The 15,275-nt window shown below is 44.1% G+C and carries 16 protein-coding genes; 8 read left to right on the forward strand and 8 right to left on the reverse strand.

Features of this window, described 5'->3' with window-relative positions; all coding sequences use genetic code 11:
* Positions 1–48: 48 nt before the first annotated feature.
* Together V6B33_RS11445 and zapA are read right to left on the reverse strand one after the other, a co-directional pair.
* Positions 49–588 carry a CvpA family protein gene (locus tag V6B33_RS11445; protein WP_334217883.1) on the reverse strand — a complete coding sequence of 180 codons (540 nt, stop codon included), beginning with the start codon at positions 586–588 and terminating at the stop codon, positions 49–51.
* Between the two features lie 7 nt (positions 589–595).
* Positions 596–856 (reverse strand): cell division protein ZapA, encoded by a 261-nt coding sequence (gene zapA, locus V6B33_RS11450; RefSeq protein WP_334217884.1) that lies wholly within the window; start codon positions 854–856, stop codon positions 596–598.
* A gap of 133 nt (positions 857–989) precedes the next feature.
* On the opposite strand from zapA, the gene rnhC reads away from it, so the two are divergent.
* Positions 990–1,913: a ribonuclease HIII gene (rnhC, locus tag V6B33_RS11455; RefSeq protein ID WP_334217885.1), complete on the forward strand. Its 924-nt coding sequence runs from the start codon at positions 990–992 to the stop codon at positions 1,911–1,913.
* 95 nt (positions 1,914–2,008) lie between these two features.
* Here rnhC and pheT read toward each other — a convergent pair whose 3' ends face one another.
* The 3 genes from pheT to V6B33_RS11470 form a co-directional block, all read right to left on the reverse strand.
* The gene (pheT, locus tag V6B33_RS11460; RefSeq protein ID WP_334217886.1) at positions 2,009–4,423 is read right to left on the reverse strand and encodes a phenylalanine--tRNA ligase subunit beta; all 2,415 of its coding nucleotides are present in this window, start codon (positions 4,421–4,423) and stop codon (positions 2,009–2,011) included.
* Positions 4,424–4,454: 31 nt separating this feature from the next.
* Entirely contained in the window at positions 4,455–5,492 is a 1,038-nt protein-coding gene (pheS, locus tag V6B33_RS11465) for a phenylalanine--tRNA ligase subunit alpha (RefSeq protein ID WP_334218003.1), read from the reverse strand.
* 368 nt (positions 5,493–5,860) lie between these two features.
* On the reverse strand, positions 5,861–6,619 hold the full coding sequence (locus V6B33_RS11470) for a TrmH family RNA methyltransferase (protein WP_334217887.1): 759 nt from the start codon (positions 6,617–6,619) through the stop codon (positions 5,861–5,863).
* Positions 6,620–6,743: 124 nt separating this feature from the next.
* On the opposite strand from V6B33_RS11470, the gene sspI reads away from it, so the two are divergent.
* From sspI to V6B33_RS11485, 3 genes are all read left to right on the forward strand, one after another.
* Positions 6,744–6,962 carry a small acid-soluble spore protein SspI gene (sspI, locus tag V6B33_RS11475; RefSeq protein WP_334217888.1) on the forward strand — a complete coding sequence of 73 codons (219 nt, stop codon included), beginning with the start codon at positions 6,744–6,746 and terminating at the stop codon, positions 6,960–6,962.
* 513 nt (positions 6,963–7,475) lie between these two features.
* Positions 7,476–7,688 carry a hypothetical protein gene (locus tag V6B33_RS11480; RefSeq protein WP_334217889.1) on the forward strand — a complete coding sequence of 71 codons (213 nt, stop codon included), beginning with the start codon at positions 7,476–7,478 and terminating at the stop codon, positions 7,686–7,688.
* 26 nt (positions 7,689–7,714) lie between these two features.
* Positions 7,715–8,260: an isochorismatase family cysteine hydrolase gene (locus tag V6B33_RS11485; protein WP_334217890.1), complete on the forward strand. Its 546-nt coding sequence runs from the start codon at positions 7,715–7,717 to the stop codon at positions 8,258–8,260.
* 45 nt (positions 8,261–8,305) lie between these two features.
* Here the strand turns inward: V6B33_RS11485 and V6B33_RS11490 are convergent, their stop codons facing one another.
* Positions 8,306–9,391, reverse strand: coding sequence for a M42 family metallopeptidase (locus V6B33_RS11490; protein ID WP_334217891.1), 1,086 nt, complete (start codon positions 9,389–9,391; stop codon positions 8,306–8,308).
* Between the two features lie 76 nt (positions 9,392–9,467).
* Positions 9,468–9,956, reverse strand: coding sequence for a dUTP diphosphatase (locus V6B33_RS11495; protein WP_334217892.1), 489 nt, complete (start codon positions 9,954–9,956; stop codon positions 9,468–9,470).
* A gap of 133 nt (positions 9,957–10,089) precedes the next feature.
* Here V6B33_RS11495 and V6B33_RS11500 point away from each other — a divergent pair, with 133 nt between their 5' ends.
* Both V6B33_RS11500 and V6B33_RS11505 read left to right on the forward strand, forming a co-directional pair.
* Positions 10,090–10,479 carry a sigma-w pathway protein ysdB gene (locus V6B33_RS11500; RefSeq protein WP_334217893.1) on the forward strand — a complete coding sequence of 130 codons (390 nt, stop codon included), beginning with the start codon at positions 10,090–10,092 and terminating at the stop codon, positions 10,477–10,479.
* 180 nt (positions 10,480–10,659) lie between these two features.
* Positions 10,660–11,388 carry a YheC/YheD family protein gene (locus tag V6B33_RS11505; protein WP_334217894.1) on the forward strand — a complete coding sequence of 243 codons (729 nt, stop codon included), beginning with the start codon at positions 10,660–10,662 and terminating at the stop codon, positions 11,386–11,388.
* 35 nt (positions 11,389–11,423) lie between these two features.
* On the opposite strand, the gene V6B33_RS11510 is transcribed toward V6B33_RS11505, so the two are convergent.
* On the reverse strand, positions 11,424–12,752 hold the full coding sequence (locus V6B33_RS11510) for a YheC/YheD family endospore coat-associated protein (RefSeq protein WP_334217895.1): 1,329 nt from the start codon (positions 12,750–12,752) through the stop codon (positions 11,424–11,426).
* A 237-nt stretch (positions 12,753–12,989) separates the two neighbouring features.
* On the opposite strand from V6B33_RS11510, the gene V6B33_RS11515 reads away from it, so the two are divergent.
* Both V6B33_RS11515 and V6B33_RS11520 read left to right on the forward strand, forming a co-directional pair.
* Positions 12,990–14,213: an ATP-grasp domain-containing protein gene (locus V6B33_RS11515; RefSeq protein WP_334217896.1), complete on the forward strand. Its 1,224-nt coding sequence runs from the start codon at positions 12,990–12,992 to the stop codon at positions 14,211–14,213.
* Between the two features lie 9 nt (positions 14,214–14,222).
* Positions 14,223–15,275, forward strand: a complete 1,053-nt coding sequence (locus V6B33_RS11520; RefSeq protein WP_334217897.1) for a YheC/YheD family protein — start codon at positions 14,223–14,225, stop codon at positions 15,273–15,275.

Below are 15,275 nucleotides of genomic sequence, written 5' to 3' on the forward strand. Positions count from 1 at the left end.
TTACTTAACATAGATCATTCCATCTATCCTTTTGAAGTCAGCACGTGATCAAGCCCCGTTTTCAATCCACCAGTCTTTTACCATATCCGAAAACACAGGGGTGTGCTTGACCATCGCCTGTGCAATGAAGGAATCATTGATGAGAGACTGTACCGTCTCGATTGGAAGGAGAACGGCGATAAACAAAATAATAAAAATGATAAGATACGTTTCGATCAAGCCCAGCAATCCACCGCCAATCACATTCAATTGTTTCAGGACAGGAAGATGGGCCACGAAGTCGAGCATCGAACCAAGAACATGGACGATAATCTTGACCGCAAAGAAAATCATTGCAAATGCGATCACGCGGTAATACGCTTGATCCATATCGGTCATTTCGAAAATCATATTCAACTTGGAATGATCATCAAGAACCGGATACGGGATCCACAGCGTAAGTTTTGGTGCAAGCTGATCATAATATATGTATGCTACAATAAATGAAATAATAAAACCTGTCATATGGACAGCCTGCAGAATAAAGCCCCGTCTTAGACCGGTGAAGAATCCCACTAACAGGATAATCAGTAAAACTAAATCAAGCATGTCATTTTCAACCCTTTAAGCGTTTAATTTCTCTTTCCAGCTCCTCAAACTGCTCTTTCAGTTTGATATAGTCATTGACTGCGTTGACAGCTGTCAATACAGCAAGCTTACCAGTATCAAGAGATGGATTCATAGAATTGATTTCTCTCATTTTGTCATCGACCTTCGAACAAACAAATCGAATCTGACTTGTCGACTCAGTACCGACAATAGTATATTGTTGACCATATATATCTACAGTGGTGCGGCTTTTTTGCTCTCCTGACAATATGAGTTCCCCCTGTTCATAAGAATCCTAAACAATATCATACCATGAAACCTTTTTGTTTTGAAAAGAAATTGTCAATTATAGTCTGATTTTTTGTTATTACATAGAAATTTGTCATAAGGAGAGGTTAGTTTTGGCCAATACAGTCATTCAAGCAAATAGTGCATTAACAATGAAAATGAAAGGATATTACAAAGATACACTTGTCAGCAAGCTGCCGCCAGGTGCCGTTTTTGTAGCTAAACCGGCGGGCTGCACAGTGACCGCCTATAAATCCGGAAAAGTATTATTTCAAGGTGCCAACGGTGAAGCAGAAGCTGGAAAGTGGGGAAGCGCCGAGACGCCAAAGGTGAAATCGCCTGCCAAAGGAAAGACGATGCTCCCTGAGAACTTTGCGGATTGGTCCGTAATTGGTTCGGATGAAGTCGGGACAGGGGACTTCTTCGGGCCAATCACCGTTGTTAGTGCTTATGTAAAAAAAGAGCAGATTCCTTTAATGAAAGAACTGGGAGTGAAGGATTCCAAAAATCTAAACGATGCACAGATCATATCCATTGCCAAGGATCTCATCAAAACGATTCCCTACAGCTTACTGGTCCTTCATAATGATAAATATAATAAGCTTCAAAGCGAGGGAATGACGCAGGGAAAAATGAAGGCCATCCTCCATAACCAGGCCATCATCCATTTATTGGATAAAATTGCTCCTGAACAACCTGAAGGCATTCTGATCGATCAGTTTGTCGAGAAGAATACATACTTCAAGCATATCCATGCCCAAAAGAAAATCCAAAAAGAACGGGTTTACTTCAGTACAAAAGGGGAAAGCATCCATATCGCGGTTGCCGCTGCATCCATCATTGCACGTTATGCCTTCCTGAAGGAGATGGACAAGCTGAGTGCTAAAGCAGGAGTCGAAATTCCAAAAGGGGCGGGCAAGCATGTCGATGTTGCCGCTGCTAAAATCATTAAGCGTAAAGGAATCGAAGAATTGAAGACAATGACAAAGTGGCATTTTGCAAATAGTGAGAAGGCGATTCGACTAGCCGGAAGATAAAATAAAACCTCCATCGTTTTGTTGAACGGCGGAGGTTTTTTTCATGTAAAGCAAAAAAATGCCAGACCGCTGCAGTCTGGCATTCATTTATCTAATTATCCACGTAATTCCGCTCCGGCTTTCTCCTTCACTGCTGCAAGTACGCCGTCATGTACCTTGACGACTTCTTCATCAGTCAGTGTCTTTGAAGGATCGAAATATTTCAGCGAGAATGCAAGTGATTTCTTGCCGGGTTCCATATGTTCGCCTTCATACAGGTCGAATACAGATACTTCTTTAAGCAGTTTGCCCCCGGCTTCTTGAATCACTGATTTCAATTCCCCGGCTTTTACCTCTGTATCCACGACAAGCGCGATGTCCCTTGTGATGGACGGGTGACGCGGGATTGGTGAATAGCTTAATGCAGGCTTCCCGAAATGGAATGCCGGCTTCGCTTTCAGTTCGAATACATACGTTTCATTTAAGTCGAGTTCTTTTTCAACCTCGGGATGGATTGCACCGACGAAGCCAATGACCTCTCCATCGAGGAGGATTTCAGCTGTTCTTCCCGGATGTAGTCCTTCAACCGCTGCCTGGCGGAATGAAACGGCTTCCGTTACTCCAAGTTCTTCGAATAAACCTTCAAGAATTCCTTTCGCCACATAGAAGTCGACGGCTTTCTTTTCACCCTGCCAAGGATGCATATGCCATAAGCCCGTCAACGCCCCAGCAATATGTTCCTCTTCTGCGGGAAGTTCTTCTCCTGTTTCCTTCAAGAAGACCGAGCCCACTTCGTAAAAGGCAAGTGAATCGTTTTGACGCGCTCTATTGTAAGCGATCACTTCAAGAAGCTGAGGAGTGATGCTTAATCGCAGATTGCTGCGTTCTTCACTCATCGGCATCAGCAGACGCACAGGTTCTTTCACGTCCAGTGCATACTTGGCTGCTTTCTCGTCATTCGTCAGTGAATACGTCACTGCTTGCAGAAGTCCTGCGCCTTCCAAATAACGGCGGACCGTGCGGCGTTTCAATTGGTACTCATTCAACCCCCCAGGCGTACTTTCACCTTTAGGGAGTGTCAGCGGAAGGTTGTCATATCCGAATAAACGGGCAACCTCCTCGAGCAAGTCTTCTTGAATGGTGATATCCCCTCTTCTTGTCGGGGCAGTAACAGTGAATGTCGTTCCTTCAACACTTACTTCGAATTGAAGCCGGCGGAAAATTTCTTTCACCTCTTCAGCCGAAATCGAAGTACCCAATGAAGCATTGATTTTTTCCAGTGTGATTTCCACGACAGCAGGTTCGATATTTAATTCATCAAATAGAACGGTCCCTTCAAGAATTTCGCCGCCTGCGTATTGTGCCATCAGCTCAGCGGCACGTTCCCCTGCTTTCAGGACGCGGTCGGGATCGACTCCTTTTTCATAGCGTGTACTGGCTTCACTGCGGAGTCCGTGATCCTTCGAAGCCCCTCTGACAATCGCGCCGGTGAAGTAAGCTGCCTCCAATAGTACCGTCGTCGTATCATTATGGACTTCGGAATTTGCACCGCCCATGACCCCGGCAAGAGCTACCGGTTCATCACCATTTGTGATCACCAATTGAGTTGAAGATAATGTTCGTTCTGCATCATCAAGCGTGACAAATTTCTCTCCGTCCTTTGCACGGCGGACCAGGATTTCCTTTGAACCCAGACGGTCATAATCGAATGCATGCAGCGGCTGGCCGTACTCCAAAAGAACATAGTTCGTGATGTCCACAACGTTATTATGAGGACGGATCCCCGCCGCGATCAGTGCATTCTGCATCCAGATCGGGGATGGACCAATTTTGACATTTTTGATGATTTTCGCTCCGTATAAAGGATTATCTTCCTTTGCTTCAACGTTGACTGCAATGTAATCGGATGTTTTTTCCTTGCCTTCTGCCACATTCACTTCCGGCAGCTTTACTTCCCGGTCCAGAATAGCCGCCACTTCATAGGCGACGCCGAGCATACTGAGGCAGTCTGAACGGTTTGGAGTCAAACCCAGTTCCAGGATTGCATCGTCCAGATTGAGTAAATCGACTGCATCACGTCCTGCTTCCGCATCCCCGGAGAAGACATAAATCCCCTCTGCATGCTCTTTTGGAACCAGCTTTCCTTCAACGCCCAACTCCTGAAGGGAACAAATCATTCCATGAGATGCTTCACCGCGAAGCTTTGCTTTCTTGATTTTAAAATTACCCGGAAGTACCGCGCCGACTTTAGCGACAGCCACTTGTTGGCCCTTGGCGACATTTGGAGCACCACAAATGATTTGAACCGGCTCTTCTTCGCCAACATCAACCAGGCATATATTTAATTTATCAGCGTCCGGATGCTGTTCGCATTCAAGGACATGTCCGACAACGACGTTCTTGATCCCTGCACCGATTCTTTCGATGCCTTCAACCTCGATACCGCTTCTTGTGATTTTTTCTGCCAGATCTTCAGGATTCACCCCTGACAGGTCTACATAATTTTCTAACCATTTATAAGAAACAAACATGTTTTTACCTCCGCTCGATAATAGTGTTGCATTACTCGGTCACGTTGAATTGTGTCACAAAACGGGTATCGTTCGTATAGAAGTGACGGATGTCATCGATTCCGTATTTCAACATCGCGATACGTTCAGGTCCCATCCCGAATGCAAAGCCTGTGTATTCTTTCGAATCGAATCCTGCCATTTCAAGTACATTCGGGTGAACCATACCGGCTCCGAGAATTTCGATCCAGCCGGTCCCTTTACATACGCGGCAGCCTTCCCCGCCACAGATTTTACAAGAGATATCCATTTCTACGGATGGCTCAGTGAATGGGAAGAAACTTGGGCGCAGACGGATTTCACGGTCTTCCCCGAACATTTTCTTTGCAAACACATTCAGCGTCCCTTTCAGATCACTCATGCGGATATCTTTATCTACCACAAGCCCTTCGATTTGCATGAACTGGTGGGAATGTGTCGCATCATCTGTATCACGGCGGTATACTTTACCCGGACAGATGATTTTGATAGGGCCTTTGCCTCCCGCAAGTTCCATCGTTCTTGCCTGCACCGGTGATGTATGGGTTCTAAGCAATGTCTCTTCAGTGATATAGAATGAATCCTGCATATCGCGTGCAGGGTGGCCTTTCGGAAGGTTCAATGCTTCGAAATTGTAGTAATCCTTCTCGACTTCAGGACCTTCCGCAACTGTATAGCCCATCCCGATGAAGAGATCTTCAATTTCTTCGACGATCATCGTAAGCGGATGGTGGTTCCCTTTTCTGACCGGGCGTCCCGGCAGGGTCACATCGATGGTTTCTGATCGGAGCTTTTTCTCGACTGCTTCTTTCTCAAGCTTTTCTTGCTTTGCTTCGATTTTCCCGGTGATGGCACCGCGGACTTCATTCGCAAGTGCACCCATTTTAGGGCGTTCTTCTGCCGAAAGTTTTCCCATGCCTTTTAACACTTCAGTAACTGGGCCTTTTTTCCCTAAGTAGGCAACGCGAATGTTGTTCAGTTCCTTTAGGTCTTGTGCTTCGTTGATTTTTTCAATTGCTTCATTCTGAAGGGATCGTAATTTATCCTCCATCATTCTTCCTCCTTTATGGTCGGTAATCAGGCAGTTTTATAAAAAAACAAAAAAACCCCATCCCTGGAAAGGGACGAGGTTGTGATCGCGGTACCACCCTTATAAGCATATCTGCAAAAGATAGGCTCACTTCATTCGGATAACGGCTATGCCGGTGCATCTTTACATTCCCTACCTGAGAATGGTCCCGATGCCAACTCGAGAGGTGAAATGTTCACGACATGGTTTCTTAAGAATGCTCTCAGTCTCCGGCATTCTCTCCCTTGAAGAATATTCATGCGTTACTTTCCTCTGTCTTCGTTTTTAATAAAGTATATGTGAATAATTATAGTGAATTATTCCCGATAATTCAAACCATTTAAGAAAAATTATTGCCCATTTTTAAAATAATATAACAGGATGCCTGCTGCAATGGCGACATTCAGTGACTCGCTCTTTCCGTAAATCGGTATGTACAGATTCCGATCTGTCAGTGAAAGGATTTCGCTGCTCATGCCGCTGCCTTCGTTTCCAACGATCAAAGCGTATGAATCCTGCGGCTTGACTGACATATATTCTTCACCGTTTTCAAGAGCCGTACCATAGACAGGTATGTCTTTTTCTTTTAAGTCAGATATGATTTCGGCAAGATCGCATTTGGCGATGTTCACGTGAAAGTGACTTCCCTGTGCAGATCTCAACACCTTTGGATTGTAAAGATCTGCCGTACCCGTTCCAAGGACGATCGAATCGATACCTGATGCTTCTGCCGTACGGATGATCGTTCCGATGTTTCCTGGATCCTGAAGACCATCCAGAAGTAAAAATGTCTTCCCCTCGTATGTGGATGCCGACTCTTTCTGCCTGCACACCGCAAACACACCCTGTGTCGTTTCAGTATCAGCCAATGCTTTTCCCGCTTCTTCTGAAACCTGAACCATCTCTATACCATCGAGATTCCATTTAGCCGGCAGTTCAACACCTTCGACAAGAATCAACTCTATCACAGTTTCCTCCTGTTTCAGTGCTTCTTCAACCAGGTGAAACCCTTCTACCAAATATGTATGGGTCTGATCTCTGCCCTTTTTGGTCAGTAACTTTTTCCACTGTTTCACGACAGGGTTTTTAGAGGATTGAATATACTTCAATCGTACCCGCTCCTTCATTTAACATTTCAAACTTCATTATATCTTAACTTCAATACATAATAAATTCAATTTGAGAGATGATATCAATGAATTCCTCATCCTAAAGCAAAAGGAGAAATGCGTAATGAACTTGAATCTAAGAAAAGCAATCATACACAACGTTTCCGGAAACAACCAGGAAGAGTTGAAGGATACGATCGTAGATGCCATCCAAGGCGGAGAAGAAAAAACACTTCCCGGTTTAGGAGTATTGCTTGAAGTTTTCTGGCAGAATGCCGATCCGCAGGAACAGCAAATGCTACTGGATACGTTGGAAGAATCATTGCAGCAGCAGCAACAGTAAGGAAAGGAACTGGGACAAAAGGATCTTAGTCTAAGTAAAACCCGAACTAATTTGAATTTCAAAATTCAAGTAGGTTCGGGTTTTTTATTAGTTTTGTTCAAATGTCCATTTAATTTTCAGCCTGTTCCAGCGGTTGTTTGGAGTGCAAGACGCAGACTCCTGCGGGAAAAGTAGCTTATGTGAGACCTGTCCTGCTCCGGCGGCTAGAGGCTCGAGGTCATAAGTCAAACAAACCAAAAAGGCAAAAAGCGCCTTTCCGGCTTGCTCGCCTTATGCTTGTCGCCTCTGAGCGAGCCGCCTCCGCTTTTCTAATTGTCCAGCTCCGGCGGCTAGAGGCTCGAGGTCATAAGTCAAACAAACCAAAAAAGCAAAAAGCGCCTTTCCGGCTTGCTCGCCTTATGCTTGTCGCCTCTGAGCGAGCCGCCTCCGCTTTTCTAATTGTCCAGCTCCGGCGGCTAGAGGCTCGAGGTCATAAGTCAAACAAACCAAAAAGGCAAAAAGCGCCTTTCCGGCTTGCTCGCCTTATGCTTGTCGCCTCTGAGCGAGCCGCCTCCGCTTTCTTACCCGCAGGAGCGTATGCGACGAGGAGGCTCACGGGCTACCCGCGGAAAGCGAAGTCTTGCACGGAAATCATTAGCTGTATTTAGAGTCAACACTGATAATGTTCGCCTTCCCTTTTCCTGCTATCATTTCTCCGGTTTTACCGCTGACCATTTAGTGGTATAGAAAGGATATGAAAGGAGAAAAACCTAATGAATAAAAATAAAACCGCATTATTGATAATCGATATGATAAATACATTTGATTTCACTGGCGGGGACGATCTTCTCAACCATACAAAAAAAATAGTGGAACCGATCAATCATTTAAAGAAGAAGGCAAAGAATGCAGATGTGCCCGTCATTTATGTAAATGATAACTATGGTTTATGGCAGGATAATATGGATGATATCATTAAAGTATGTAAGGAAGGAAAGGGCCGGTCCATCATCGAGAAGATTCACCCGGATAAAGATGAATACTTCATAGTCAAACCGAAGCATTCCTGTTTCTTCGGGACCCAGCTCGAAATCCTCCTGCACCAGCTTGATGTCAACCATTTGATGTTGACGGGGATCGCCGGCGATATTTGCGTTTTATTCACGGCGAACGATGCCTATATGAGGGAATACGGGGTGAGCATCCCGATTGACTGCATCGCATCTGAATCCAAGAAGGATAATGACAGTGCCATCCATATCATCAAAAAAACGATCAATGCCGATTTGAGGGATTCAAGTGAGGCAGAATTGAAATGACAGACGATAAAAGACCCTGCATGGAGCAGGGTCTTTCTTGTATAATCAATCAAATGTAATTTTTGCAACAGTATCTTTGTCTAACTTTTTAATGACTTCCGTAATCAATTTAACTGCATTTTCGTAGTCATCACGGTGAAGCATGGCTGCGTGGGAGTGGATGTATCGGGTTGCGATCGTGATGGAAAGGGCAGGTACCCCGTTCGCTGTCAGATGGATCGCACCTGAATCCGTGCCGCCGCCGGCAATTGAATCATACTGATAAGGGATATTGTGCTCGTCGGCAGTATCTGTCACGAAATCACGAAGACCTTTATGTGAAACCATCGATGCATCGTAAAGGATGATCTGAGGACCTTCTCCCATTTTGCTTTGCGCTTCTTTTTCAGAGATACCTGGTGTGTCCCCTGCTATCCCTACATCGACACCGAAAGCGATATCCGGCTGGATCTTTGCAGCAGAAGTCCTTGCTCCGCGAAGCCCTACTTCTTCCTGTACAGTTCCCACACCGTACACTACGTTTGGATGCTGTACATCTTTCAGGTTTTTCAGGACATCGATCGCAATTGCACAGCCGATGCGGTTGTCCCATGCTTTGGCAAGAAGCATCTTTTCGTTCTTCATCACAGTGAATTCGAAATGAGGGACGACCATATCCCCCGGTTTCACTCCCCACTCCTGGACCTCTTCACGGCTGGAAGCACCGATATCGATAAACATATCTTTAATATCGACAGGCTTCTTACGCGCTTCTGCAGGAAGGATATGAGGAGGCTTAGATCCGATGACCCCGGTTACATCCCCTTTGTTTGTCACAATCGTCACACGCTGTGCAAGCATGACCTGTGACCACCAGCCGCCAACTGTCTGGAAACGCAGGAATCCTTTGTTATCGATTTGTGTGATCATGAAGCCGACTTCGTCAAGATGCCCTGCCACCATGATTTTAGGGCCGTTTTCATCGCCTGTTTTTTTGGCGATTAGGCTTCCCAGGTTGTCAGTCGTGATTTCGTCCGCGAATGGTTCTATGTATCGTTTCATTACATCCCTAGCTTCTTTTTCGTTACCGGGAACACCCTTTGCATCCGTCAGATCTTTGAGCATGGTCAATGTTTCATCTAAATTCGTCATTCTTTCGACCCCCTAAATAATTTAAACTATTCCCATTATATTATAATCTTTCCAATACTTCAAAAAACTTTGAAAGTTAATAACCTTCTTGCTGTCTTTCATAATTCACTTTATTTTTTTCTGTATACGCTTTGAACACGTCATCACTTGTGAAGCCCAGTAATTCACCTAAATATAGATATCCATCGAACAAGTCAAGAAAGTGCGTGACTGACGGCTCTTTTCTAAATTCCGTAATGCATTGATAGATGTGGAGAAACTGTTCATTCAAGTCTTCAGTATCTGAATGACCCCTTTCCAGTTCAATATCCTGAAGTCCCATCTCAATTCCCAGGGACAGAATGAAGTGGATACCGTCCACGTATTCTTCCAGGATCACATTTTTGGCAGAAGCCTTTTTCTTGCTCCAGAACTTGAAACTCCTTGTTTCGTTTGCGAGTTCCCCGACTTCAACCAATAAAGCCAGAATTTTTCTATCGACCAGATCTTCATCCCTCAATCCGTGTTCTTTTTCGATATGCACGTCCAGCTGCTTTTGCATATCCAGTAATGATTCGATCTTCATCGTATCCTCCCCCTCGTTTTGTTATCTATCTTAGTATGACAAACTTTTTCACTTTTTTTAAATAAAATTGAAACCTTTTCATTTTTATGCCGTAAATAATAATAGAAGATCTATGCCTATGGAGGTAATTTACATGCTATGGCTCATCCGATTATTCATTCTTGCCCTTATCATTTACCTTTTTTACCGCAGCATTAAATATATCATTGATCCTAAACGGAAGCTTGAGCTTGCTCAGGAACAGAAACGCTTCTACTTCCTTGATGACCAGGAGAATGTCAGAAAAAACTTTTATGTGACGTATAAAGGGGTTTTGTTTGAAGGGGAAAAATATTTGGGGACAACGGAAAAGTCTTTTGAAGTGGTATCGATTTTCGTCTGGGCCAATAATATTTCGTCTTTGAAGGGACTTGGATATGATGATTTCCATTACGTTCAGAATGAAATCAGAGAACGCTATCCGAATGCAAAAATCGATTGGAAGAGTCCCATTAACGAGTTCATGAGAAAATCGCATAAGTGATTGAAAATGCTTAGAGCAGTTCATGTTCTAAGCATTTTTTGTATCTATCCATAAAAGTGACAGACGCGGATTTGACTTTGTTAACATGCAGAACACTGCGTCTTCATATGATGATAGTAGTGTATCTGCTGCCACTTCTGCCTCACATTCATTAAATTCAGCGAAAGAAGTGAAATCATCATGGGAATTTCGACCGGGAAGTGGAAAAAATATCAGCTTATGCTGAAGGAAGCGGGGATATCCCGCTATTTGCCTGAAACCTTTTTACTGAATGAGAATTCTTTTTGGCATGTGATGGACAAATATGGAGCTGTCATGATCAAGCCCACCAAAGGTTATATGGGGAAGGGCATCGTCCAGGTGACATCCGCCTCCGATAACCATTACGAGTTCCATGTCATGGAGAAAATATATAGGGTACAAGGAAGAAAGCATACTTTCGAGCATCTATTGAAGCACTATTGCACTAACAAACATTATATCGTTCAGCAAAGGATCGCCTTGAACACGATCAAGCAATCGCCGTATGATATACGGGTGATGGTTCAGCGAATGAAGAAATCACCTGACTGGACTGTCACAGCCAAACTCGCAAAAGTGGCCGCCAATGGATTCGTCCTCACCAACTATCCAAAACATCTCGTCACAGTTGAGAATGCCATTAAACACTCCTCTTTTACAGCCCCAAGCGGTCACTTACCAGAAAAAATCGATCAAATTAGTGTGCTTACAGCGGCTCATCTTGGAAACTATTACAAGAACACCCGCACATTCGGCCTGGATATCGGGCTTGATGAAAAGGCGGACATCTGGATTATCGAAGCGAATATCGCCCCAAGTGTCTCTCTATTCAAAGCACTGAAAGACGAGGAAGTATACAAGAGGATCCTGAAATACAGGAAAGGATAGTTCATACGGTATTTGCTTCAAAACAGTCCGGATGTTTATCTTTTCCCGAATCCTGCCAGCGCCTTTGCATATTCCAGAGGCGATTGAAACACTCGTTTCCTTAATTCAGGATCGTTAAGTTTCCCCAGACTTTCATGCCCGTAGTTGGAATTCGCCTCCAGGAAATAGATATCTCCTTTTGGATCGACGATGAAATCAAGTGCTACATCTCCAAAATGGCCTATATTCTTATCCAGGCTTTCCCCTGCGCGGATACACGCATCTTTCATCTTGCAGATAACTCTTTCTGTTTCTTTCTTGTCAAACCCGTAAAATTCCTCAAGTGCTTCCTCACCGGGGAGTACCCTCTCCGTGTACCTCAGGTTCGTGATGACGCTGCCGGGTTTGGCAAGTCTTCCGATGATCCCCCTCACCTGCCAGACCTTGCTGCTGTCTTTTTGGATATACCCTCTGAAATCCACTTGTTTTCTGTTGTTTTCATAGGGAACTCCGCGCTGCACGATATATCTGTTTCTCTTCACGAACTTTTGCAGGCAGTCTCTGCACTCTTCTTCTGTTACAAAGGTCTCTTTTACCTGCGACCCTTTTATCACCCGCGCTACCTCAATCCCCTGTACTGTTTTTTTCACTTGGATGATGCCGTACCCCCGCGCTCCGAATCTTTTCTTCAAGTAAAGCACACGAAATTCTTCAAGCATGAAGAAGAGTTGTTTGAAATCAGAGAACTTCTCCGTATAGGGGACTAAGGAACTCGCATCGGGGTTTTCCATTAACGCCTGATAAAATTCCCACTTACCGGTTCCACTGCTGTTGAAGAAACTCCCCCCTGTCATTTTTTCAAGCAAATGATATTTATTGCCTGTACCGGCAATCGGCCGGTTGAATACTGCACCGGGCATTGGAAAGTTTCCTTCCGTCCACTTCGTTCCATCTTGACATGGGTGATAGCAGAACCCCTTCACCGAAGTGGAGCCATCCTGGACTTCTGATAAGGGAAAGATTACCACCAGCCCTTTAATCTTTCTATATGACCTGACCCACCTTAACAGGATCCTGAGACTCCTCTTATTGATATTAGCCATGCGGACGCCCCTGACAATTCCGAGAACCGGACCCAAATATAGATTTCCTCCTTCTGTGCGCCATTCAAAATCGATATCTTCGGGTATGGTAAAATCGAACAAACTGTCTGGTACCCTCAACACATCATGGTCCGTCTCCTTATCCGGGACCAGCGTCACTTCTTTATGCCAGCCCCCCAAGTGCAATGTTGCCTTCCCGCCTTCCTCCATATTCATCTTTTCTGCTGCTACGGGACTCAAAAGGATCGTCCCCTCGCGTAACGCCATCTTTTTTATATACAATCTCGCACCTTCTTACCTACACCAGATTTAACTGTCCATTGCCTGGAGAAAAAATTATACAGTTATTTATATATGTACCGGGCTGTAGGAATGTACGTAAATTCTGTGTAAGCCATCACTATTTCTAGTGTGGTGAATACTATATTGATGCGTATAAGAACCTTATTTCTGACGACGAAGTCAGTTGTGAAAGGAAAAAGGTAAACATCATTGTTCACAGGAGATGAGCATTTTGTTATGCAAACAATTATTTTTCTTGGCAGTAATAAGTCAGGCTCCAGCAGGGATGCCATCATCGCTGCCTCAGAAATGGGCTATTTTACCGTGCTGTTGACAGATAGAAGAAAATGGAAGAGACAACGGGAGGAATTTCCCGATGTCCATCAAATGATTCTGTTGAAGGATCTATCGGACAGGGAGGAAATCTTCAAACACCTATCGATCATCTACGACCAAGGCAAACAGGTAAAAGCATTTGTAAGCTTTATCGACCCGTTGGTCAGTTTCGCAGCCGATATTTCAAGGGAACTCGGATTGCAAGAAGTGTCAGTCGCAGCATTATTTAAGATGGAAGATAAAACACGCTTTCGTAATGAATTGAAGAGAAGTCCTGTCTCGCCGGATTTTTCAGTCTGCACGTTAGATATGGACGGCAATGAGATGTTTGATCATCATGTCAATAAGCTTCCCGTCATATTGAAATCCCCGATTTCCAATGGCTCAAAGGACGTCATAAGGGCAGATACCCGTGAGGAATTCGTAAAAGGGGTGCACTATTTCAAAAAGCACTTCAGCCATACCCCCCTGCTGATTGAAGAATATTTATCAGGTCCCCAGTATTTAATTGAAGTCGTGGTCCGCCACTCTAAAACAGAGATTGTCGCCATCATCGAGCAGGAAATTTCCAGCAACCTCCGATTTATCATTACAGGCTATCATATGCCTGCCCGTTTATCTCATAGTGCAAAGGAAACACTCGCTGCTGCAATCGGGAATATTATGAAAGATATCGGTTTGTCTCATGGCACCTGCCATTTGGAAATGAGGCACGTAAATGAGGAGTGGAAGCTGATTGAAATCAATCCGCGCATTTCCGGCAGTGTCATCAACCGGATGATTCTCGAATCATCCGGGATCTGCCTTGTAAAGGAAACATTGAAGCTATATCTTGGTGAAGACCTATGCCTCATCCCCTCCAAAAACGAACATGTTTTTGCAGAATTCATAACGGTCGACACACCAGGAAAGTTAATTAAAGTGACCGGCAAAAATAAGGCAAAGAAAATCGACGGTGTCAAACAAGTCTATGTAAAACCAAGAAAAGGCAGTATCCTGAATCCTCCACTATCCATGGGGGACCGGTATGCCTACGTTCTTGCAAGCTCAACTGATCCTGTCAGAGCAAAGGAGACGGCAAAAAGAGCAGCAGAAGAAATAAAGTTCTATTTAGAACCATTGTAGGTGTTGACCATGACATTAATCGGCATGCTTCATTACCGAAAGAAGCCGCATGACGTAAAAAAAGCATTTGCCTGCGCCTCCATTGCAAAGATGTACGGTGTGTCATTTGTTTATTTCTCGTACCGTTCAGTGGATTTTGCCAATAAAATAATCAATGGATGGATTTTCAGTGAAGGCAGATGGACGCAGCGCAAAGTCAATTTCCCTGATTCCATTATCAATATCAGCCCGCCAAAGACGCATAAGCAAACCATCATCCGAAAAGCTTTGAAACGTTCCATTCCTTTTATCAGTCACTCCATCGGAAACAAAATGAGCGTTTTCAGAAGAATCGAAGAAGGCGGGTCATTCTCTCAATTTCTGATTCCCACTCAAAGCATCTCTCAAGTGGATGATGTGATCTCATTTATTAAAAAATACACCCGTTTGGTCATCAAGCCACATTCAGGAAGCAAGGGCCGCTCCATCTTTTTCATCACCCTGTTGGAAGATCAGACAATCCGCTGCATCACAGGACTTGAAGTAAATCACTATACTTGGGAGGATTTTAAAGTTTTTATCCGGAGACTCATTCAACAACAGAAATATTTGATCCAGCCGTTCATAGAATGTAAAACAAAAGCCGGCTTAACCTATGACTTTCGATTACATGTCCAGAAAGATGCGGCTGGGAAGTGGGCCATAAACCTGATCTATCCACGGGTAAGCGGTAATGATAAATTAACCAGTAATATCAGCAGCGGCGGATACAGGGGGGAATTAATCCCTTTTTTAGTTGAAGAATTTGGAGAAGACTATTTTAATATTAAACAATTATTGGAGTATTTTGCTGTTTCTTTCGCAAGCCATTTTGAAAGTCTTTATAAACATCGTTCCTTTGATGAATTGGGAATCGATGTGGCCATCGATCAACAGCAGCGTCTATGGATATATGAAGTCAACTGGCGTCCCGGGAGTAAAAACAGGGAATTCTCCGTTGCCAAAAACCTTATTCCTTATGCACGATACGTGGCAGAATCAAACAGAAAAAAGAGAAGAAAAATGGAAAGATTAAAGAATTGA

Source organism: Mangrovibacillus sp. Mu-81 (genome assembly GCF_036867415.1).
In the GTDB taxonomy this organism is placed as follows: Bacteria; Bacillota; Bacilli; order Bacillales; family Bacillaceae_B; genus Rossellomorea.

Bases quoted from the DNA above. Each gene is read 5' to 3' on its own strand.
- V6B33_RS11445 (WP_334217883.1), bottom strand. From the start codon at position 588: ATGCTTGATTTAGTTTTACTGATTATCCTGTTAGTGGGATTCTTCACC.
- pheT (WP_334217886.1), bottom strand. From the start codon at position 4,423: ATGTTTGTTTCTTATAAATGGTTAGAAAATTATGTAGACCTGTCAGGG.
- pheS (WP_334218003.1), bottom strand. From the start codon at position 5,492: ATGGAGGATAAATTACGATCCCTTCAGAATGAAGCAATTGAAAAAATC.
- sspI (WP_334217888.1), top strand. From the start codon at position 6,744: ATGAACTTGAATCTAAGAAAAGCAATCATACACAACGTTTCCGGAAAC.
- V6B33_RS11485 (WP_334217890.1), top strand. From the start codon at position 7,715: ATGAATAAAAATAAAACCGCATTATTGATAATCGATATGATAAATACA.
- V6B33_RS11490 (WP_334217891.1), bottom strand. From the start codon at position 9,391: ATGACGAATTTAGATGAAACATTGACCATGCTCAAAGATCTGACGGAT.
- V6B33_RS11495 (WP_334217892.1), bottom strand. From the start codon at position 9,956: ATGAAGATCGAATCATTACTGGATATGCAAAAGCAGCTGGACGTGCAT.
- V6B33_RS11500 (WP_334217893.1), top strand. From the start codon at position 10,090: ATGCTATGGCTCATCCGATTATTCATTCTTGCCCTTATCATTTACCTT.
- V6B33_RS11505 (WP_334217894.1), top strand. From the start codon at position 10,660: ATGGGAATTTCGACCGGGAAGTGGAAAAAATATCAGCTTATGCTGAAG.
- V6B33_RS11515 (WP_334217896.1), top strand. From the start codon at position 12,990: ATGCAAACAATTATTTTTCTTGGCAGTAATAAGTCAGGCTCCAGCAGG.
- V6B33_RS11520 (WP_334217897.1), top strand. From the start codon at position 14,223: ATGACATTAATCGGCATGCTTCATTACCGAAAGAAGCCGCATGACGTA.